Origin of the sequence: Rhizobium sp. NXC14, from assembly GCF_002117485.1 — a bacterium.
GTDB lineage: Bacteria > Pseudomonadota > Alphaproteobacteria > Rhizobiales > Rhizobiaceae > Rhizobium.
Genome location: NZ_CP021032.1, coordinates 329,261 through 348,099, shown reverse-complemented (window position 1 = coordinate 348,099; position 18,839 = coordinate 329,261). Strand labels below are relative to the sequence as shown.

Sequence of the window (18,839 nt, the reverse complement as noted above, 5' to 3'; positions counted from 1 at the left end):
GCACAGAGGAGACCACCACATCCCCAGCGTGAAAGCGAGTAGCCGACAGCGGCGCATGAACGCCAAGCGATGCGGTTGTTCAGCGACCTTTAGAGATCGATTCCCCGGCCGCGGTTGACCGCCCGGTGACGCCTTTCGGCGAGGATCTGCTGACTGCTTTCCGCGCGGACTGCCTGCTGCAGGACCTTTAACCTTTCCTGCATCGCCGCAAAAGCTTGGCGCTGCGCCTCTGGCACATGGTTGATGAGATCCTTGTCGCCACGGATGATGGCGTTGCGCCCGAAGCGCTCGTCAAGCGCTTTGCTGACGACGGCGAACTCCCGGCGGATGTCCGGATCGAGAGGAGCCGCCGATGCGTTTTGCTGACGGCTTTTGTTCCTCGCCTCAGTGGTGAGACGCATGAGCGCCTCTTCCGCCGCCTTCGACAGGCCAGGAATGGAAACCCCCATGCGTCGGCGTTCGTCGGTGATGCCCTGTCGTTCTGCATCGAAGAGATTGGCATAGGTTGCCCCGAGAGAGCGCAGCCGGCTGGCTGCCTCGGGCACGGCCTGCGCCGCCTCTTTGCGCTCCCGGCCGGAAGCCAGCATCTTGTCCATCAGACGGCCCGAGCCGCGCAAAGCGCCATAGGCGGCCGGATCATTGCTCACCGCAGCGGCGATGCGATCGGCAGCAAAGCCTTTGGCAAGCAGTTCCTCGATCTTGCCGACAGCGCCTGCCGGATCGCGCCAGATCGTTCTTGCCGCGTTGGCCAGTGCCGCACGCTGCTGACGGTAAAGGGGAGCGGAGAGAGTTCGCGTTCGCGCCTCGTCGTCGACTGCTGTCTTAAACTCGGTGACGGCGGCAAGCATGGGCAGCACGGTCACATTCTCCTTGCCTCCCCCCTTGTCTTGCTCCGGGTCCGGAACGGCACTGGCCGCCGCGACGATCTTTGAACGGTCCTGGCGCTCGGCCAGATGCTGCTCCTCGGCAAAACGTTTGACGGCTTCGAACAGGTGGGTCAGCTTCTCGCCCTCGCCGGCCACCAGATCATCCGGCAAACGCTCGGCCATGTTGCGCTCGGCGACCGCATCCGCCTTTGCGGTGAAGGCGCTCCAGCCGAAGCGGGCCGACAGCGCTTCGCTGACCGCCTTGATCTCTTGCACGACCGTGCGGTCCTTCGCGGCAAGCGCAAAGGCTGTCTTATAAGCATCGTCGCCGCCCCTGTTGCGCACCGTCTCGATCTCCATGAGACGCGCCATGGCGCCTTCGGAGAGTGCCGGGACCGACAATGACATATGCGCGCGACGCGCCTGCTCACGGATCTCGAAGCGTTCGGCGTTCCTGCGGAACTCGGTCGCATGGGCGCGGGCCATGGGAAGCAATTCCGTCACAGCCGCCAAGGCGACATTCCGCTCCTGGCGCTCTGCGCGTCCGTCGACGATGAGCTCGGAGCCGCGCAGGCGGCCAAGCCGATCGGGGCTCGCGGCAAGATCGTCGGCGAGCCTGCGGGGTTCGGCGCCGGCCTCTGAAGCACGCGCATTCAGGGCGACAAGTGCGCCATCCGGATCGCGATAGATCTTCTCCAGCACCGGTCGCAGGAGGGTTTCCCGATCCTTCCACGCCGGGGATGACAATTGCGCCAGCCGCGCATCCTCATTGAGGCTTCTGGCGAAGTCGGTGGTCGGCGGGATCAGAGAATGGGTTTTGCCGGCGTTCGCGCCCGAGGGGGGCTGGGGTTCAGTTGGGTGGGATTCGGTTCGCTCGTCGCTATAGGAGACGCGCCGTTCCCGCTCGATTGCAAAGCCGAGCGCCATGCTTGCCCGTTCCCAGAGCTTTTCCACCTGCTCGCGCTTTGCGGCAATCCACGCAAAGCGCCGTGAGATGTCCCCCTCAATCTCGGCCGCAGCCAGCGAGAGATGATCGAACCCGCGGCGGCGGGCGAAGTCTTCCGCATGAGCCCGATAACCGGCCTCGCTCTCAAAATCGAGCGTCGTCGTCTTGGCGCCGGAGCGCGACAACCGCTCGACGAGCGGCTTGAACAGATCCGGCCGATGACTTTCCCGCTCGATGCGGTCCTGGCGCGCTTCGGCGGTTTCGATCTGCCTGGCCGTCCAGACGTTGCGGTCGACCTCCCGCTCCTCGTAACGCTTCTGACCGGTCTCTTCATCGATAACGGCAATCTGGACCTTGACCCGTTCCACGCCGTCCTTGCGCAGTGTGACGGTGTCGCCTTCTGCGATGCCACCCTCTTCGAGCGCCTTCGGCAGGCTCACGCCCCACAGCCGATGGACGGTTCCATCGTCGGTCCTGACATCGGCATAGGGGCTGTCGTCGGCATCCTCATCATCAGGCCGGAATTTGGCCTCTCCGGTTTCGACAAGCTCGCCGGTCACGCCGGCGGCATGATCGACACGCGGTTTGCGTCCCCATTCCGGTCTTGGCTCAAAATCCTCCCTTGCCGCATAAAGATCGACGCGATCGCGATGCCTCGTCATCGCTACATAGGTCAGGTGTTGGTCCATCATGCCGGTGGCAAGCACCAAGGTGCGCTCGACGGTGGTACCCTGGGCTTTGTGGATCGTTGCGGCATAGCCGTGATCGACATTGCGATAGCTGTCTTCGCTGAAGACGACTTTATGGCCGTTGTCGAGACGAACCGACATCAGCGCTTCGCCGCGTTTGTCGCCGGTGGAGATGACCGTGCCGAGCATGCCGTTCTTGACGTATTGCGGACCATAACTGCTGGCCCGCGGCTCGAGAAAGCGGGCGTTCTCCAAAAAGATGATGCGATCGCCTGCGGCGAACTCCCGCGCCCCGCGTGCCGTCTGGAAGGTGCGGCTGTCGGAAAGCGCACCATCGCCTGCCATCACCTGACGCAGCGCCTCGTTCAGCTTGCCGACATCGTCATTGGTGTGGGCAAGCACGAGCAGTTCGTCCCCGCGCAGCCGACCATCCCTGCCCTCGGAAACGGATCGACCGATTGCCTCTCTACGCGCCTGGCTCCAGTCGGCAACAATCCGCTCGATCGTTTCCGCGCGCGTGCGCGCCTCGGCAAGGTGACCATGCCGGGCATAAACGTCGAGCCCTTTCTCGATCTCGCCGCGGGCAAAGAGCCGCGAGGCCTCACGCGCCCATTCTTCACGCTGGCGGCGCACGCCGGCAAGCTCGGCAAAACCGATGCGTTCGCTGATCGCCCGAAAGGCTGCACCCGCCTGGATCGGCTGTAGCTGCATGGCGTCGCCGACGAGAACGACTTTCGCGCCCGCCGCCTCGACGATGTCAAGCACACGGGCCATCTGCTGGGATGACACCATGCCGGCTTCATCGATGACGAGCACATCACCGCGATGGAGTGTGTCGCGCCCATTCGCCCAGGCCAGTTCCCAGGCGGCGAGGGTGCGCGACTTGATGCCGGAACTGTCTTCCAAGCCTTCCGCCGCCTTGCCTGCAAGGGCGGCACCGATCACCCGGCGCCCCTGGCTTTCCCAGGCAAGGCGGGCTGCCGCCAGCAGCGTCGATTTGCCGGCGCCGGCAAGGCCGACAACAGCCGCAATACCGCTGTCGCCGGTGACATGACGGATCGCATCGACCTGTTCCGCGTCGAGCTTGAACGGCTTTTGTGGATCGCCGGTCTCGACGCGCTCGATCGCCGCATCGACCTGCCGAGCCGGAACGCCGAAGCCTGCTTGCTCCAACAGAACCCGCGCCGAACGCGCCATGTCGTATTCGATGCGCAGCATCGCCCGTGTGGTGAAGACTGCCGGTTCCGACGCCTTGCCGGTCTCAGCGTCAAGCTGCTGCGGCTTCAACATCACCAGTTCATCCGACGCCATCAGCCGGGCGCGGATATTGGTGAAGTCTGCTGGATCGTCGACATAGCGGTGCAGCGCTTTGGCGATATCCTTCTCGTCGAAGGTCGAGCGCTCATTGCCGAGCTGCTTCAGCAAAAGCTCCGGCTCCGCCAGCAGCCGGTCGGCCATCTCTTGCCGGCGGGCGAGATCGGCCGGCGCGAAGTAAAGCTCCCTGCCCTTGCGCGCGAGGGCTGCCTTCTCCGGCCCGAGATGTTTTTGCGCGATACCGTCGAGGCCCTGTTCGGCATAGGAGCGGCCGTCGAGCCGGATCTCATGACCGGCAAGCGCCAGGTGCCGGTTGGCCGTCTCCGCCCAGGCGATCTTCCACGCCTTCAAGGTTTCCTTGTCGCCTGCCCACACCTTATAGACGATCTTGCCATTCGGTCGATCAGGCGTGACGACACGCAGCGGCTTGCGGTCTTCGCCCAGAACAGGGACCTTCTTTGCTCCGAACCCCTCCTCCGTCAGAGGCCTCAGCGTCGTCATCAGGTGGATATGCGGATTGCCGTCCTTGTCATGATAGACCCAGTCGGCCACCATTCCCTTCGAGGTGAAGCTGTCGCGGACGAACTCCCGGACAAGCGCGATGTTCTCCGCTCGCGTCAATTCCTCCGGCAGTGCGATGATCAGCTCGCGGGCGAGTTGCCCATCGGCTCTGGTCTCGAAAGCATCGACGGCGTTCCAGAGCGCCTCACTGGCGCCGGCAACGGACTGGCCGTCGATCGCCGCCCTCAGCCAGGCCGGGATCTGCTCCGGCAGCGCCAGCTCCTCATGCACCAGCTCCCGCGACCCACCACGATAGCTGAAGGACGTTCCGGCCTGTTCGTCCATCATCCGGGCGCGATGACGATAGGCGGCGGCCGAGACGATGCTGCGCCCCGCTCCCCTGCTGATCACCTACGCTCTGACGAACATGATCGCCACTGATGGCTCCAGATCCTTCAAGCACGTCGCCGCAGCGACGTATATTGCGCCCTCGAACCGATCGGCCTGACAGGCCGATGCCGCTTTTCCGAAACGCGCCTATCGACCGGAATTGCGGCTGCGACATTTTCAGATTGATGCAAAATAGCCTATTTAACTATTTTATTCTAGTTAGTATAGCGGTGGTGCAACGGCTGGGGATGGCTGGCAATGGCGCATGGCGGCCATGGCGAGCTATGCTTACTTTCTAACTCTGATCGGAAGCTTTACATGAATATAGCGGTTGGCCCTGGGCGGTAAGCCACCGCTTCTGACGGCCAAGACTTCGATTCGATTCACATGTTGTTCTTCGCAGGATCGGGTGGATACAAAACGACCAATTCCGCTTTAGAGACGACCGCCGACTGAGAGGCTGCCTTGATTGCGAATCACCAGAATTGGGCGCTGCTACCCGGCCCATTGAACGGCACGCGCCACATAGACGGGTATGCCGGTTGCTAACGTGATATCCTTGATGATTGGCGCCAGCGAGCCGAGTTCGTCCGCGATCAGCGCAACGAGTTTGGGATAGTTGGTATCGATGCCAGTGTCGTCGACAGCCCAAGCGTTCACCCAATCGGCGCCGTTGACGCTGAATTCGTGCGTGTCGCGATCGATTTCGAGGTCGTCCAGCAGATTGATGGTGAAGCGCCGGAAAATCTCGTTCTCACCCTCCAGCTGATATTCGGCGAATTCATCGTCCCCGATGAGAGCCCTCCGTTGCAATTCCATGATGACGTGGATCCGATCAATTGCCGCCTCGAGTCCATCGACCAGGCGATCGTGAAGCTCGCGCGAGAAGCTGCTGTCGCAGCCGAAGCGGTTTGCCAGGACGACGAGTCGGAAACCGGTAAGCTTGGTGTAGAGCATGAGGTTCTGATCGGTTGTCATAATAGGATCTCCTTCATCTTGATGACGGAGATCGGCGCGGCGGAGGTCGCTTGTGGGCTTGCGTGATCGAAGCGAATAGCCCCCGGCGACCATTGGCCGGCTCGCCCACTATCGTCGGTTTCGGCCATCATCACGAAAATGAATCGGTGTGGGTCGACCGATTCACAAGTGTCGTTGGACGCAAAAGCCGGAACCGGCGATTCTTCCGTCATGCTCGCTCAACCCTATCAGCTCTATATCGAACGCACGGACGCGACCAAAAATATGGCGCGCTTCTACGTGCTTGCGATTGAACCGACGCTATTCGGCACGCCCTGCTTGACGCGGCGATGGGGACGCATCGGAACGACCGGCCAGGCCATGGTGCATCACTTCGACAAGGAAGAGGATGCAGTAAGCATGTTCCTTGATCTTCTTCGGACGAAACGGGCGCGCGGCTATAGACCGAACACAAGAATCCGACGTGAACCCATGGTCTGGAGCTGTCCGGGAAGCCTTCATGATCCTTGCCGGTAATCAATGCGTGAAGCACAGCTTCGGGTCGACGCGCTGGTCGATCCGGCGTGCCGGCCCAGGCGGGAAGGCAAAGGCCACCCTCAGAAGGGTGGCGCAGCGATCTCCAGCTCCGCTTCGATCCGGCGACGCTCGGCGGGATCGGCGTTCCTGAGTTCGGCGCGCAGTTCTTCAACCTGAATTTCGAGTGCAATCGTCATCGTCGTCATCTCCTGAATGATGTGAAAGATGACGCCCCGGGTCGTGGGGGTCGGGCCGGATCGCGTCAGCGACCGGCGGAGCCGGCGAGCGGAGGAACCGATTTTCTGACGGTGCCTTTCAGGGCGCCGGCTGAAAATTGGAGGGGCCGCGAAGTCCTTGAGGCGGCACGAGCCTCACGGCAGACTCGGATATCTGAGCAGGCAGTCCTTGGTCTCGTGTGGCACGACAGGAGGAGTGAATGCGGGCTCGATGCCCGCGTTCACTCCCGATACCGCGCGTAACAAATCGCGAAACGGCGAAGGCGGCCCCGATTGCTCGGGGCCGCTCGAGTCGCTCTTCAGTTCGGGCTGTTCCAGAGGATGACTTTCTTGCCGGGATCACCGCCAGGAGCCTGGGCGACGTTGCCGAAGATCACGCCGATCTCAGGGGCCTCCAGCTTGACGGAGAGATATTCCTCGCCGGTCTGGCGGGCAATGCGGTTCCACGCCGCCCCTATTTCGAAGCCGGTCTTGCGGTGGATGATGCGGTAGTCGGGTGCGTCGTCGCTCGCCTTGCTGGCGTTGGGAACGATGGCGATCGGGGCGTTGACCCGGATGGTGGCAAAGATGCCTTCAAGGCTGCCGTCGGTCTTCTGCGTCAGGGTTGCGATGGTGGTTGCCATTGTATGTCTCCTTCGGTTGCTCGGGACCATTCCCGATGGCGTCCGAAGAAGGGGCCGAGCCGCAGGCGTCACCGGAGCGCCAGCTCAGGGGAACCCCTTGCGGGTTGACGCTGATGGCGGCCGGTCCCTTAGAAAGGCGACACAAGAGAACGGGAATGGTCCCGGATTGCGACCGGACGCGGGGACAACCACCACGATAGCCCTTGGCGGTTGTGAGGGACCCAGGAGCCTTGAAATTCCCGCCACCGTTCTGGGCAAGATCTCGCCGGTCCCGGCCACCACAAGCGGGAAGCACGTGCCAGCTGCGCAATCCTACACCGGCTCAGCGAAACCGCCGCAGCAATCGCATCGAGCCCGGGCCATGTGCAATACCGTGTGGAGCTGTCGCTCCGAGGTCGAATACCGGATTTCAAACGGCACGCCCGGCAGTGTCGGCTGGCGGAATCCCTTGCACTGCGATTGCCGCGATATTAACGCGAAATCAGGTGATGACCGGCGGCATCGCAGTCGGTTTGGAGCCTTTCTGAGATTTCCGATGTGGAGAACGAGAAAATGGGCCACGGCTGCTGCTCGGTCGCGAATATTTCGGTCCTGTCGCTGCTACGGGCCGAACGCGACCCTAGCCAGGGGAACAAACCTGACCGACCCGCTGAAGGCCCACCCGCCGCATGGTAAGGGTCGCCTCTCGGCAGGCCCGCGGGCGCGCGCCCACCCGAACGGCGGCCGCCAAGGAACCGGCCATCCTGCTAGGCCCGGGCCCTCACCTGCCCTTTCGCCACGATTATGCGACCAGAAAGACCAGAGCGTCTTCCGGGCCGAGTTGGGCCCTGAGATTGGCGATCAGCCGCTCCGGGCCGAGCCGGCGCAGATCCTCATTGAAGTCGCCGAGCTCCGGGGCGAGCACCAGCGGCAGGATCCCGAGCGTCTGGGCGCGGCGGCTTAATCCCGCGATTCCGTGGCGGCCGGCGGCATCGGCGTCAGCTGCGATGTAGAGGCGCCGGCAACCATCGGGCAGCCGGAAGGCGGCGAGATGATTGGCGGTCAGCGCCCGGCCATCGGCATGCCGGGCATCACATGTGCGAGCGACAGGATTGCTAGTCTGATCCTCGGCGCGACGGTGACTTTTCGCCGCGGAGCTGAGCGGAAATCGAACCTTTGATACGTGCTGGCGACAGCGCAGATTTTAGGTCAGATTTCGTAAGGCACTCGTATTTCGGGCAATTCGGGAGGGAAATCCTTTGTGTTTCGTGTAATCAGCAACATCGAGTGAACATTGGCCGTTGCCCAGATTATGGCATCGGGAAGCTTGATACGATGAAGTTGTCGCAGAGATACTGCTCGTTCGGCTATGGCGTCATCGACAGCGAGGACTGCAAAGCCCGCCAGGAAAGCGCGCGTTCCGATCGCAACCTCAGGCTTGGCACCGACGAGAACCTCCATCCAGGTGATGATGCTAATCGCCTTCTCGCGATATCTTGCCAGTTCGCCTCGCGCTTGCGGAACTGCGTTGAGATAGTCGATTAAGACATTGGTGTCGAACAGAGACTTTACCATTCGCTGCGCATGTTTTCCTGATAGGTCAAGCCATCGATCTGTCGATCGCCCCAGAGGCCGAACGCTTCTGCTTCAACATCGGCATTGTTCCTGGCCAGAAAGTCATTGATCGCCTTTCGGATCAGCGCTGCCCTAGACATTTTTTCCCGCTGTGCCAGCCGGTCCAGCGCTTTGACTTCTGGGTCGCCGATATCCACCAACGTTCTCATGAGATAACTCCGATATATGATATCGGCAGTATATATCATTGCTGATCGGAGGCTTCAATGGCGTACAAAGCCATTAATAAGTTACGAGGGCGCGGGGCTGCTGATTGACCCTTGCTGAGGCAACGTTGTCACCCGTCGCTAGCTAGGTGAAACCAGGGGTTGTTATCGACCCCGGGAACAAAGGGCTGAGTCTTTCCAGCGGCAATGGAGGCACAAGGCTGTTCGGATGAGCATGATGCTCGACTTTATGCCAGTGGGTTTCTCGTTCACACAAAACAGGGCGTTATTTCGGCAACCAGGAAGCCGCACGGTTGCTTCAATTTCACAAAGTGAGGTGGTCGGCAGACATTTTTTGGACTTTCTGACTACGAATGCCGAGGCGGCTGCCAAGCAGATGGAGCAGGCATTTTTCAAGGGCGCGTTAGCGAAGAATTGACTCAAGCCGAGATCTCGACGGCCGCAAGCGCGCGAGGCCATCGGCCGCTGGAGTTATCCTGTGTGAATGGCTGAGAAAAGACGGCTTACGCCGCCTCCTCCTCGTTGAGGTCCGGCTGCAGGTCATGCAGGTAATCGACGGCCCGCTGCGCATGAGCTGCCGCTGAAAAGATGGCCCGCTTATCGTAGCCGAGAACCTTGAGCCAGCCATCGATATAGCTGGCGTGATCGGGGCGTGGTTCGAGCTCCGGAACGATGCCGAGATCGGCGCAAAGAAAGCAGCTGCCGAGTTCGGCAATGAGTTCTTCGCGGGCTCGTTCGCTCCGGTCCTTGGCGTACCGGCTGAGATCACGGTCAAGCCTTCGGGGTGCCGCGGTCCAGTGCGTCATCTCGTGGCTCAAGATGGCGACATAGGAGGCATCGTCGCGGAAGGCATCCAGGTGTGGCATCTGGATGTAGTCCCGGGCAGCAGCATAATAGGCGGCCGATCCTCCGTGCCGTATCAGTGCGCCCGTGTTGGCAAAGAAGCGGCCGGCATTGCCGATGCGGCTCATCGGATCCTGGACGGGCTCAATGCACTCGGCCCGCCCATCGAGACCGGTGATCTGATCGGTATTGAATACCGTGTAGGTTTTGAGGAACGGGATATCCCGCTCGATCTCCGCGCCTGTCTCTGTCGTCTCGGCGCGGACAAAAGAACTGGCGAAGACAACGGTTGTGCCGGTTTCGCCCTTGCGGACGGCAGCGCCGAGCTCCTTTGCCTGGCGAAACGTCATCCACGTCGATGACGCAAAGCCGCGGGCGATGGCTTCCGACCAGAGGAGCAGAACATTGATGCCGGTGTATGGTTGGCCGTTATGGCGCAGTGGCCGGCTGACCTCGGCTGTCGCATCTTTCGTCGTCCAGGGCCTGGTCCATGGCCGTACGCCCTGTTCGAGATCGGCAATGATCTTGGCGGTGATGCGGCTGTAAATATCGGATCGTTGATTGGATTGCTGCGTGCTCATATCTGAACCTCCGTTTGGAGGTCGCGGCTATCGCGACCTGCTACGGCGGGCCGAAAGCCAGGCAACAAGCGCCGCCTGCACCCGCAGGGCCGCAACGAAGTGGAGGACGGCAAAGCCGTTGCCGGCGGCGTGGGCCTGGCAGGACCAAGAGCCGGGGCAGGACGCGATGGCAGCACCATTATCGTGAGGTCGTGAAGGAGGCAGAGCGGCAAATCCAAAGCTGATCACGTCGCTCGCATCGCAGATGAACCGCATTGAAGATCGATGCCTGCTTGGCCTCATGATGGCCGCGGGCGCGGCGACGCAACCAGTCCTCGACAAGGGCGGAAACAGATTTGGCACGCCGGTATAGGCTTGTCAGTGCCGTTCCGGAGGGTCCGTCCATCTCACGAAGCTTATGGCCGTAGTGCATTCCCCTCTGTGTTTCGGCGTGCAAATTTGGCTCTGACTCAGTTTTGATGCAGTTGTAACGATGCTGCCTTGCTGGTTTCCACAAAGGAATCAGCACGATGCTCACCAAGTTTCGCCCCTCTGATTTGGTACCGGCAGGCTTCATCGCCGAACGCATCACCCACATTGACGATGAAACCTGCATCTTGCTTTCCCGAGCCGGCGCTACCGTGGCTTGTCCGGCATGCGGACGGATGTCGCAAACGGTTCGAAGTCGCTATTGCCGCCAAGTAGCGGACCTTCCCCTCTCTGGGAGACGCGTCAGGCTGCTCGTGCAGACACGAAGGTTCGCTTGTGATGCCGTGCTCTGCGGGAGGCAGATATTTACCGAGGGGTTTGGCGATGTGCTGCCGCCCTATGCCAGACGAACTGGGCGTCTTGAGCATGTCGTCCACCATTTGGCGCTCGCGCTTGGAGGACGCCCGGCGGCGCGTTTTGCCCAGCGGCTGATGCTTCCCGTCAGCAACGACACTTTGCTGCGCGTCATCCGCAGGCAAGGACTACCAACGTCGACCCCGCCCTCGGTGATTGGCGTCGACGACTGGGCCTGACGGCGCAATCATCGCTACGGCACGATCTTGTGTGACCTAGAACGTCGGCGGCCGGTTCGTCTGTTGCCGGATCGTGAGCCGTCGACGGCGGAAGCTTGGCTGCGGCAGAACCCCCAAGTCCAGATCATTGCCCGCGACCGTGGCGGTGCTTACGGGCTCGCGGTGGCAAAGGCGCTGCCGGATGCGTTGCAGGTCGCTGATCGATGGCATTTGATGGAGAATGCCAGCCGTGCGTTCCTGGACGCTGTCTGCAAATGGATGCGGAAATCCGCAAGACACTCGGAGCAACGCGCATCAATCCCAAGCTGCTGACCGCGGCCGAACGAATACGAAGGCTATCTTCGGCGCGAACAGACGAACGCGGCCGTCATTGCACTGGCGAAGGATGATGTCACGATCAAGGAAATCGTGCGCCGTACCGGTCATAGTCGCGGCTTGGTCCGCCAGGTGCCCAGAGGGCAACGAAACGATGTCTTTCGGCCCAGAAAAAGCTCGTTGGAGCCCTATCTCGAATGGCTCGACTTGCAATGGGCTGCCGGCAAGAGGAACGGCACTGAGCTATGGCGGCGTTTGAGAACACGAGGCTTTCGTGGTTCGTGCCGGGTCGCCAGTGAATGGGCCACACGACGGAAGCGAGCCGACAAGGCGGATGCGGACTCGTTGACCCGCATTCCCTCCGCCCCAACGATTGCCCGCCCTTTGTCAACCAGCAGAGACAACCTGACGAAATCCGAGACCGTCGCAATCGCCGCTATCGAAAGTGGTGTTCCCTTGCTCGTTACGGCTCGCGATATCATCGCCGAAGTCTATCTTATGATCCGGTGCAAGGCGGAAAACCATCTCGCGCCGTGGATCGACCGCGCCCATAACAGTGTGATTTCCTCCTTTGTCAATGGCGTGGCGAAAGACATACAGGCAGTCCGGGCAGTGATCGTCTCACCATGGTCCAATGGACAAACCGAGGGGCAGATCACCAAGCTCAAGCTGGTAAAGCGCCAGATCTAAGGACGCGGAAAACTTGATCTTCTCCAAGCCCGCCTGATTGGCGCGACATGAGAGAATTGCACCAAATCTGCGTCAGAGCCAAAATTGGATGCCGATAAGGGTGAATTTTGGATGCTGATTAATTAGGCATCCTCCATCAGCGAGGGCATACGTTGCCTCCTGCGAATTATTTCGAAACCTATTACGTGTAGATGATGATCGGAAATAGACCGTCTGGCGATGAAGGAGGCGTCTGGTATGAACACAGGCTCGAGTGACCGGAGCGTCCCCGCATCAGGCCGTGCCGGCTGGAGCGACTATATCGCCATTGCGCGGCTCGATCACAGCACGAAGCACGTCTTCATCCTTCCCGGCATCATCCTCGCCTATCTTCTGCGCGGGGTCAGAAACGACGACCTGGCGTCTTCGGTCCTGCTTGGCCTTGTGACCGCGCTCTGCATCGCCTCTGCGAACTACTGCATCAACGAGTGGTTCGACCGGGAGTTTGACCGGCATCATCCGACGAAATCGCAGCGGTCCGCCGTGCAAAGCGCGATGAACGGCAGGCTGGTTCAGCTTGAGTGGAGCGTGCTGCTCATCGTCGGCCTCGGCTGCGCCATCCTCTCGAGCAAACTTCTCTTCTGCGTGGCCTGTCTGTTTGCGATTCAGGGAATCCTCTACAATCTCGACCCAATCAGAAGCAAGGACAAGGCCTATCTCGACGTCATCTCGGAATCGATCAACAATCCGATCCGGCTGGTTATCGGCTGGTCGATGATCGACCCAACGAGCCTGCCGCCTGGATCGATCATTCTCGCCTACTGGTTCGGCGGCGCGTTCCTTATGGCGGCCAAGCGCTTATCGGAATATGACGAGATCGTCGCGTCCCATGGCAAAGATCTGCTGTCGCGCTACCGGGCGAGTTTCGCGCACTATACGCAGGTCTCGCTGACTGCCTCATGCATTGCCTACTCACTCTTTTCGATTGCCTTCCTGTCCGTCTTCCTGGTCAAGTATCGCATCGAGTACATGCTCGTCCTGCCCTTCGTCGTTGTCCTGTTTACAGCCTACTTCGTGATGGCCACGAAACCGGGATCTACGGCGCAGAAACCGGAAAAGCTGTTCCGCGAGCCGGGGCTGATTGCAGTCGTCATGGCCCTGGTGGCGGCCTTCATCTTCACGACGTTCGTCGACATTCCTCTTTTAGTGACCCTGACCGAGCAGCACTACATCACCATCCAATGATCATGGCGAATGATATCAACTGGGGCAGTATCCGTTTCGTCGTCTTTGACGTCGACGGAACACTTTATAGCCAGAGAAGGCTGCGCCTTAGGATGGCGGGCGAATTGATCGCTCATGCGGTGGCGCGGGGCAGCCTGACCAATCTGCGGGTGCTGCGCGCTTACCGTTCCTTGCGTGAAACCATCGGCGAGGAGGAGATCGACGATTTTCAGGCGAACCTGATGGCGCGTATCGTCGCGCGAACCGGCGAGCCCGCGGAAAGGATAGAGGCAATCGTCAGCGAATGGATCGGCCGCCGTCCGCTCGCCCATCTCGCATCCTGCCGGTATGATGGGCTGGTGGAGTTGTTTGCCGGTCTCAGACGGCAGAATAAGGCGATCGGGATCTATTCTGATTATCCTGCCGACGAGAAGCTGCACAGGATGAACTTGTCGGCCGATTACATATTGGCTGCAAGCGATCCCGGCGTCGGCATCCAAAAACCTCATCCGCGGGGCCTGCAGATGCTGATGCAGCGCGCCGGTGTCGGTCCGGCGCAAACCGTGCTGATAGGCGACAGACCGGAGCGGGACGGTCTTGCGGCGCGGCGCGCTGGTGTCCTGCCGCTCATTCGCTCCAACGTGCCGCGGGAGGACTGGCTGACCTTTTCAACCTATTCGGACCCAGTGTTCGCGGCGCTTCGGGCAGAGGAGACATCCGGATGATCTTTTCCAAAGCTATTCGTTATGTGTTCACTGGGGGTCTCGCTGCATTCGTCGACCTCACGATGTTTCATTGCATGCTGGTGCTCGGCGTGCCTCTCATCCTTTCGGCGACATCGAGCTGGCTGATCGCCGCCGCCGTCAATTACAGCGTCACCAGCCGGTATGTCTTCAATCAGGCAATAAGCCGCAAGCGCGCTTCACTGTTTTTGATCGGCGCGCTCGTCGGCCTGTCCATCAATGTCTGTGTGACGCTGATTCTCGCACAACAGGTCGGGTTCTCGCCCTTATGGGCAAAGTTTTTCGGCATAGGGACGGCCTTCACCTTTAATTTCCTGATAAACCTTCTCTGGGTGTTCAGGTAAGGCCCGCGAGCGACGTGCGGGCCATATCTTTCCGTCCGAGGACCGGCCTGCAATAGGAGCAAGTCTCCGGCTGAAGTGTCATCGAGGTCAGTCGTCACCTCCTTCCGCTTTACCTAGTCGACCTGAAGAATCTGCCGCTCGTTTTCTGAGATGCAGCCTTTGGCGACCACTATGGAGGCGACGGCTGGTGTCACCTTCTCCACGGAGCCCGGCATGATTGCTATTTAGGCATCGATCGGTGGAACGACCAGAACCTTCGCTCATGCCCCTTTCACAAAGGCGACGAAGCGCTATGCTGTCATCATAGGGCGAGCGAGAGAATTCCATGCGACAATCACGGCGCAGCGAGTTACGCGAACGGATCACGATCATTGGCGACGTCAAATCCGCCTCGTTCGTCCCGTGGATTCGCTGTCATGCCGACAAGCTCGGTCTTTCCCAGGATTTTTTGCATGCCGGCGCGGACCGGATCGAACTTGAAGTCGCGGGACCTGTCGAACTGATCGACATGCTGGAAGTGGGATGTTCACTTGGGCCGATCGATGTCTGGGTCGACGCGATTCAGCGCAGGATTGTATATGCCACAGACACACCGCAGCCGGAACAGCACCCGAGCTGATGCCCGTTATTTAACCATTGTTGCCAATGCGAATCTTTTATGCAAACCTCTGAAGCTGAGATTGCAAAGCTTGGAAAGCCGCGCTACGTCTGCAGTGTCAAGCCGCTGGTAAGATTGAGGAAATAACCGTCATGCCTTCCGATACGGCCGGCTCCTGGATGCCTGTCGCGCTTTCTGCCGATCTGCCGCCGGCAACCGTCATACCGGCCTGGACATCGGCAGGATCAATCGCTCTCTGGCGCAGCCAGTCCGGGCGCGTATCGGCCTCGTCCGACCGCTGCCCGCATCGCGGCATGCGATTGTCTCACGGCTTCGTGCGGGGCGAGGCCCTCTCATGCATCTATCACGGCTGGAGCTATTCTCCGGCGGGAGGATGTGTTCGCATTCCGGCTCATCCCGACCTTGTACCGCCGGAAACGATTCGCGTGGCGGTCCAGCGGGTCGAAGAATCAGATGGCATCGTCTGGGTGTCAGTCGGCGAGCCGGCAATACTGCCGCCACGCCTGGATCGTTTCGCGCCAATACGCTCGCTAACGCTGGACGCCGGCATAGCGGCAATCGAAGCGGCAGCCGAAGGCAAACTCGATGCGGACGGGTTGATCCACGTCGCCGAATGTCCGTGGGTCCGGCTGTTGCCGGCGGCGCAGATCGCATGCACCCTCATACACGTCCTGGTCGAACAGGATCGCAACGTCGCAGATCGGATTACGGCATCCCGCATTGCCGAAGCCCTGCGCCGCCGGGCGGAGAAACGCCAGAAGGATGCCGCATGAACGAAGCCGGCGAGATGCTCGATGAATGGTACCCGGTCGGCCTGTTCAGCCAGCTCACCGAGGCGGGAAGCAAGACTGCCTTGATGGGCGAGCCCATAGAGGTGGTGCGCACCCCTGACGGCGCGGCGCGGGTTACATCGGGGGATGGACGTGCCCTGCCCGTTCGCCTCCGCTATGGTCATGTCTGGTCTTCTCTCGGTACCCCCGCCAAGGAGATATTTGCCATTCCCGAAGCCGATCAGCCCGGCCGCCGCTTCGTCGACGTCGGTGTCGTGCGGGTACGCTGCTCCCCCTTAAGAGCAGTCGAGAACTTCCTCGACATCGCGCATTTTCCCTTCGTTCATACCGATATCCTCGGCGCCGAGCCGCATACGGAGGTCGAAAATTATAAAGTCGAGATCCGCGAGAAAGAGGATGAAGTCTGGGCGACGCAGGTGAAGTTCTACCAGCCGCAGGCTGCAAAGTCGGCGACCAGCGGGATAACCACCGAGTATATGTATCGCGTGCCGGCCCCGACCTGCTCGGTGCTTTACAAGACCTGCCCTCCCCGCCCGGGCGAATGGGATGTCATAACCCTGTTCGTCCAGCCGCTTGCGGAAGACCTTTGCGACGTCTGGCCGTGGATGGCCCTCTTCGATGACGTGACGCCAATGACAGACCTCATCCATTTTCAACAGATGATTTTCCTGCAGGATCGTTCGATCCTGGAAAACCAGATCCCGGCGCTTCTGCCGCTCGATCCCGGCATGGAAATTCCGACCAGGGCCGATCTGACATCGATCGCTTACCGGCGCTGGCTGAAGCGCCACAACTATCTCTATGGCGCACAGCTGGTCGCACAATGAAGCTTTACGACTACATCCTATCGCCGAGCTGTTACAAGATCCGCCTGATGGCAGCGATCCTCGGCGTCAAGCTGGATATCCGGCCGGTCGATTTCCATCCCGGCATGGAACATCGTGGTCCTGAGCTTCTCGCCCTCAATCCGGCAGGTTCGATACCGATCCTCGTGGATGGCGAGCTGGTGCTGACAGAATCTTCGGCCATGCTCGCCTTTCTCGCCGCGCGGAACGGACCTGATTGGCTGGGTCTGAACGCGCCCGAGGAGATGGCGCGCGTGCAACAATGGCTCTCTTTTTCGCATCGGCTGACGACAAATCTCGGTGGGGCGCGGCTGCATCAGATGCTGCTGCGCCCCGGCAATATCGAGGCCCTGCAGGCACAAGGGATCGCGGCGCTGCGCGAACTCGAAGCCGGACTTTTTGAGCAGCGGCTCCGCGACATGCGATTCCTCACATCAGACCGCGCGACGATCGCCGACATGGCCTGTTTCCCCTATGTCGCACTGGCGCCTGATGGCGGAATCTCGCTCGATCCCTACCCGAACATTCGGCTGTGGCTGCGCGCCATCCGCAGTCTTGAAGGTTTCATCGAAATGCCCGGCATCCACCGGCTGCACGAGTTGAAGCCCGACCCTCATCCCGCCAGGAAGGAGACGTGAGATGCCGGGCTACCTGCTGAAGAACTGCGCCGCCATAATCGTCGACGAAGGCAACGGGCCGACCGTGCGTCGGAACGCCGATCTGCTGACCAGCGGCCCGGCGATCCAGGCGATCGGGACGAACCTGTCGCAGGAGGCCCTGCCTGCCGACACGATCCTTCAGGATGCGTCCGGCTGGTTTGTCTATCCGGGTCTCGTCAACACCCATCACCACTTCTTCCAATGCTTCGTGCGCAATCGGGCCGATCTCGACTGGACGAAGCTCTCCGTGATCGAATGGCTCGACCGGATCTATCCGATCTTCTCGCGGCTGAACGAGGATTGTTTCTATCATTCGTCGGTCACGGCCATGGCCGAGATGATCAAGCATGGCTGCACGACGGCCTTCGACCACCAATATTGCTTCCCCCGGCACGCCGGAAAGCGTCTGATCGATCGTCAGTTCGAGGCGGCGGAACTTCTCGGTATGCGCTTCCACGCGGGACGAGGCGGCAATACGCTGCCGAAGTCCGAGGGCTCGACGATCCCGGACGCCATGCTGGAAACCACGGACGAGTTCATCGCCGATTGCGCCCGGCTGATCGACAGCTACCACGATTCCGGCGCCTTCAGCATGCGGCAGGTGGTCGTTGCCCCTTGTCAGCCCGTGAATTGTTACCGCGAAACCCTCATCGAATCGGTCGCGCTTGCCCGTGATCGCGGCGTCCGGCTGCACACGCATGTCGGCGAAGGTGAAAGTCCCGTCATCCAAGCACGGCATGGGATGCGGACCGTCGATTACTGCGCCGAACTCGGCTTTGCCGGGCCTGACAGCTTTTATGCCCACTGCTGGGAGCTGACACACGACGAACTGCGCAAGATGGCGGCCAGCGGCACGGGTGTCTCCCATTGCCCCGAACCGGTCTATCTGGTGGGCGCCGAAGTGACGGACATACCGGCGATGGCGGCGTTCGGCCTGCGTATTGGCCTCGGTTGCGATGGCGCGGCCTCGAACGACAATTCCAACCTCATGCACTGCATCCACTCTGCCTATATGCTGCAATGCCTGACGGCCTCGACGCGCGCCCATCCGGTTCCAGCGCCCATCGATTTCCTGAGCTACGCGACCACGGGTGGCGCAAGCCTGCTTGGCCGCAGCGATATCGGCCGGCTCGCTCCCGGCATGGCAGCCGACCTCTTCGCCATCGATACCAGGCGGATGGATTATGTCGGAACCCGCCACGACCCATTGAGCCTGATTGCCAAGGTGGGGATCGGCATGCCGACCGACCTGACCATGATCAACGGACGCATCGTCTGGCAAGCCGGTGAGTTTGTCGGGCTCGATGAGGCACAGCTCTTCGCCGCCGCGGAAGCGGCTCTCGAGGCAGTCGAATTCTAAAAACC

Annotated in this window: 17 protein-coding genes and 2 pseudogenes; 11 read left to right on the top strand and 8 right to left on the bottom strand. The window is 60.8% G+C overall.

The features are described 5' to 3' along the window. Positions 1 to 89: 89 nt before the first annotated feature. From traA to NXC14_RS33190, 3 genes are all read right to left on the bottom strand, one after another. Entirely contained in the window at positions 90 to 4,727 is a 4,638-nt protein-coding gene (gene traA / locus NXC14_RS25960) for a Ti-type conjugative transfer relaxase TraA (RefSeq protein WP_245362230.1), read from the bottom strand. A 474-nt stretch (positions 4,728 to 5,201) separates the two neighbouring features. After that, positions 5,202 to 5,684 carry a hypothetical protein gene (locus tag NXC14_RS25955; protein ID WP_085780895.1) on the bottom strand — a complete coding sequence of 161 codons (483 nt, stop codon included), beginning with the start codon at positions 5,682 to 5,684 and terminating at the stop codon, positions 5,202 to 5,204. Next, positions 5,681 to 5,896, bottom strand: coding sequence for a hypothetical protein (locus NXC14_RS33190; protein ID WP_085780894.1), 216 nt, complete (start codon positions 5,894 to 5,896; stop codon positions 5,681 to 5,683). Before NXC14_RS33190 ends, NXC14_RS25955 begins: the two co-directional genes overlap by 4 nt. On the opposite strand from NXC14_RS33190, the gene NXC14_RS25945 reads away from it, so the two are divergent. Next, positions 5,823 to 6,200: a WGR domain-containing protein gene (locus NXC14_RS25945; RefSeq protein WP_245362229.1), complete on the top strand. Its 378-nt coding sequence runs from the start codon at positions 5,823 to 5,825 to the stop codon at positions 6,198 to 6,200. The genes NXC14_RS33190 and NXC14_RS25945 overlap by 74 nt on opposite strands. Positions 6,201 to 6,735: 535 nt before the next feature. Here NXC14_RS25945 and NXC14_RS25940 read toward each other — a convergent pair. The 4 genes and pseudogenes from NXC14_RS25940 to NXC14_RS25925 all read right to left on the bottom strand — a co-directional run bounded on the left by NXC14_RS25940 (position 6,736) and on the right by NXC14_RS25925 (position 8,822). Further along, positions 6,736 to 7,059 carry a DUF736 family protein gene (locus tag NXC14_RS25940; protein WP_085780892.1) on the bottom strand — a complete coding sequence of 108 codons (324 nt, stop codon included), beginning with the start codon at positions 7,057 to 7,059 and terminating at the stop codon, positions 6,736 to 6,738. 781 nt (positions 7,060 to 7,840) lie between these two features. Beyond that, positions 7,841 to 8,151, bottom strand: a pseudogene (locus NXC14_RS25935) (toprim domain-containing protein); the annotation flags it as partial. A gap of 96 nt (positions 8,152 to 8,247) precedes the next feature. Continuing rightward, on the bottom strand, positions 8,248 to 8,613 hold the full coding sequence (locus tag NXC14_RS25930) for a type II toxin-antitoxin system VapC family toxin (protein ID WP_085780891.1): 366 nt from the start codon (positions 8,611 to 8,613) through the stop codon (positions 8,248 to 8,250). Continuing rightward, positions 8,607 to 8,822 carry a CopG family transcriptional regulator gene (locus tag NXC14_RS25925; protein WP_085781264.1) on the bottom strand — a complete coding sequence of 72 codons (216 nt, stop codon included), beginning with the start codon at positions 8,820 to 8,822 and terminating at the stop codon, positions 8,607 to 8,609. Before NXC14_RS25925 ends, NXC14_RS25930 begins: the two co-directional genes overlap by 7 nt. Before the next feature lie 226 nt (positions 8,823 to 9,048). Between NXC14_RS25925 and NXC14_RS25920 the strand changes: the two genes are divergently transcribed. Then, positions 9,049 to 9,258, top strand: a complete 210-nt coding sequence (locus NXC14_RS25920; RefSeq protein WP_085780890.1) for a hypothetical protein — start codon at positions 9,049 to 9,051, stop codon at positions 9,256 to 9,258. A gap of 85 nt (positions 9,259 to 9,343) precedes the next feature. On the opposite strand, the gene NXC14_RS25915 is transcribed toward NXC14_RS25920, so the two are convergent. Continuing rightward, on the bottom strand, positions 9,344 to 10,264 hold the full coding sequence (locus NXC14_RS25915) for a zincin-like metallopeptidase domain-containing protein (RefSeq protein WP_085780889.1): 921 nt from the start codon (positions 10,262 to 10,264) through the stop codon (positions 9,344 to 9,346). A gap of 509 nt (positions 10,265 to 10,773) precedes the next feature. Between NXC14_RS25915 and NXC14_RS25910 the strand changes: the two are divergent. The 9 genes and pseudogenes from NXC14_RS25910 (at position 10,774) to NXC14_RS25870 (ending at position 18,834) form a co-directional block, all read left to right on the top strand. Continuing rightward, positions 10,774 to 12,270: pseudogene (locus NXC14_RS25910) on the top strand (ISL3 family transposase). 237 nt (positions 12,271 to 12,507) lie between these two features. Continuing rightward, the gene (locus tag NXC14_RS25905) at positions 12,508 to 13,494 is read left to right on the top strand and encodes a UbiA prenyltransferase family protein (protein ID WP_085780888.1); all 987 of its coding nucleotides are present in this window, start codon (positions 12,508 to 12,510) and stop codon (positions 13,492 to 13,494) included. Between the two features lie 2 nt (positions 13,495 to 13,496). Next, positions 13,497 to 14,198, top strand: coding sequence for an HAD family hydrolase (locus NXC14_RS25900; RefSeq protein ID WP_245362228.1), 702 nt, complete (start codon positions 13,497 to 13,499; stop codon positions 14,196 to 14,198). Further along, positions 14,195 to 14,560 (top strand): GtrA family protein, encoded by a 366-nt coding sequence (locus tag NXC14_RS25895; RefSeq protein WP_085780887.1) that lies wholly within the window; start codon positions 14,195 to 14,197, stop codon positions 14,558 to 14,560. Before NXC14_RS25900 ends, NXC14_RS25895 begins: the two co-directional genes overlap by 4 nt. A gap of 325 nt (positions 14,561 to 14,885) precedes the next feature. Next, positions 14,886 to 15,179, top strand: a complete 294-nt coding sequence (locus NXC14_RS25890) for an acylphosphatase (RefSeq protein WP_085780886.1) — start codon at positions 14,886 to 14,888, stop codon at positions 15,177 to 15,179. A gap of 131 nt (positions 15,180 to 15,310) precedes the next feature. Continuing rightward, positions 15,311 to 15,952, top strand: coding sequence for a Rieske (2Fe-2S) protein (locus NXC14_RS25885; protein WP_085780885.1), 642 nt, complete (start codon positions 15,311 to 15,313; stop codon positions 15,950 to 15,952). Continuing rightward, a complete protein-coding gene (locus NXC14_RS25880; protein ID WP_085780884.1) occupies positions 15,949 to 16,797 on the top strand; it encodes an aromatic ring-hydroxylating dioxygenase subunit alpha in 849 nt (282 codons plus the stop codon). The genes NXC14_RS25885 and NXC14_RS25880 overlap by 4 nt, the downstream gene beginning before the upstream one ends. Next, complete coding sequence (locus NXC14_RS25875) at positions 16,794 to 17,453, top strand: glutathione S-transferase family protein (protein ID WP_085780883.1); 660 nt, start codon at positions 16,794 to 16,796, stop codon at positions 17,451 to 17,453. Before NXC14_RS25880 ends, NXC14_RS25875 begins: the two co-directional genes overlap by 4 nt. Before the next feature lies 1 nt (position 17,454). After that, entirely contained in the window at positions 17,455 to 18,834 is a 1,380-nt protein-coding gene (locus NXC14_RS25870) for an amidohydrolase (RefSeq protein ID WP_085780882.1), read from the top strand. Positions 18,835 to 18,839: the final 5 nt, after the last annotated feature.

Excerpts from the sequence above, each read along its gene's own strand:
- NXC14_RS25955 (WP_085780895.1), bottom strand. The coding sequence starts at position 5,684 with ATGACAACCGATCAGAACCTCATGCTCTACACCAAGCTTACCGGTTTC.
- NXC14_RS25945 (WP_245362229.1), top strand. The coding sequence starts at position 5,823 with ATGAATCGGTGTGGGTCGACCGATTCACAAGTGTCGTTGGACGCAAAA.
- NXC14_RS33190 (WP_085780894.1), bottom strand. The coding sequence starts at position 5,896 with ATGACGGAAGAATCGCCGGTTCCGGCTTTTGCGTCCAACGACACTTGT.
- NXC14_RS25940 (WP_085780892.1), bottom strand. The coding sequence starts at position 7,059 with ATGGCAACCACCATCGCAACCCTGACGCAGAAGACCGACGGCAGCCTT.
- NXC14_RS25930 (WP_085780891.1), bottom strand. The coding sequence starts at position 8,613 with ATGGTAAAGTCTCTGTTCGACACCAATGTCTTAATCGACTATCTCAAC.
- NXC14_RS25925 (WP_085781264.1), bottom strand. The coding sequence starts at position 8,822 with ATGAGAACGTTGGTGGATATCGGCGACCCAGAAGTCAAAGCGCTGGAC.
- NXC14_RS25920 (WP_085780890.1), top strand. The coding sequence starts at position 9,049 with ATGAGCATGATGCTCGACTTTATGCCAGTGGGTTTCTCGTTCACACAA.
- NXC14_RS25915 (WP_085780889.1), bottom strand. The coding sequence starts at position 10,264 with ATGAGCACGCAGCAATCCAATCAACGATCCGATATTTACAGCCGCATC.
- NXC14_RS25905 (WP_085780888.1), top strand. The coding sequence starts at position 12,508 with ATGAACACAGGCTCGAGTGACCGGAGCGTCCCCGCATCAGGCCGTGCC.
- NXC14_RS25900 (WP_245362228.1), top strand. The coding sequence starts at position 13,497 with ATGGCGAATGATATCAACTGGGGCAGTATCCGTTTCGTCGTCTTTGAC.
- NXC14_RS25895 (WP_085780887.1), top strand. The coding sequence starts at position 14,195 with ATGATCTTTTCCAAAGCTATTCGTTATGTGTTCACTGGGGGTCTCGCT.
- NXC14_RS25890 (WP_085780886.1), top strand. The coding sequence starts at position 14,886 with ATGCGACAATCACGGCGCAGCGAGTTACGCGAACGGATCACGATCATT.
- NXC14_RS25885 (WP_085780885.1), top strand. The coding sequence starts at position 15,311 with ATGCCTTCCGATACGGCCGGCTCCTGGATGCCTGTCGCGCTTTCTGCC.
- NXC14_RS25880 (WP_085780884.1), top strand. The coding sequence starts at position 15,949 with ATGAACGAAGCCGGCGAGATGCTCGATGAATGGTACCCGGTCGGCCTG.
- NXC14_RS25875 (WP_085780883.1), top strand. The coding sequence starts at position 16,794 with ATGAAGCTTTACGACTACATCCTATCGCCGAGCTGTTACAAGATCCGC.
- NXC14_RS25870 (WP_085780882.1), top strand. The coding sequence starts at position 17,455 with ATGCCGGGCTACCTGCTGAAGAACTGCGCCGCCATAATCGTCGACGAA.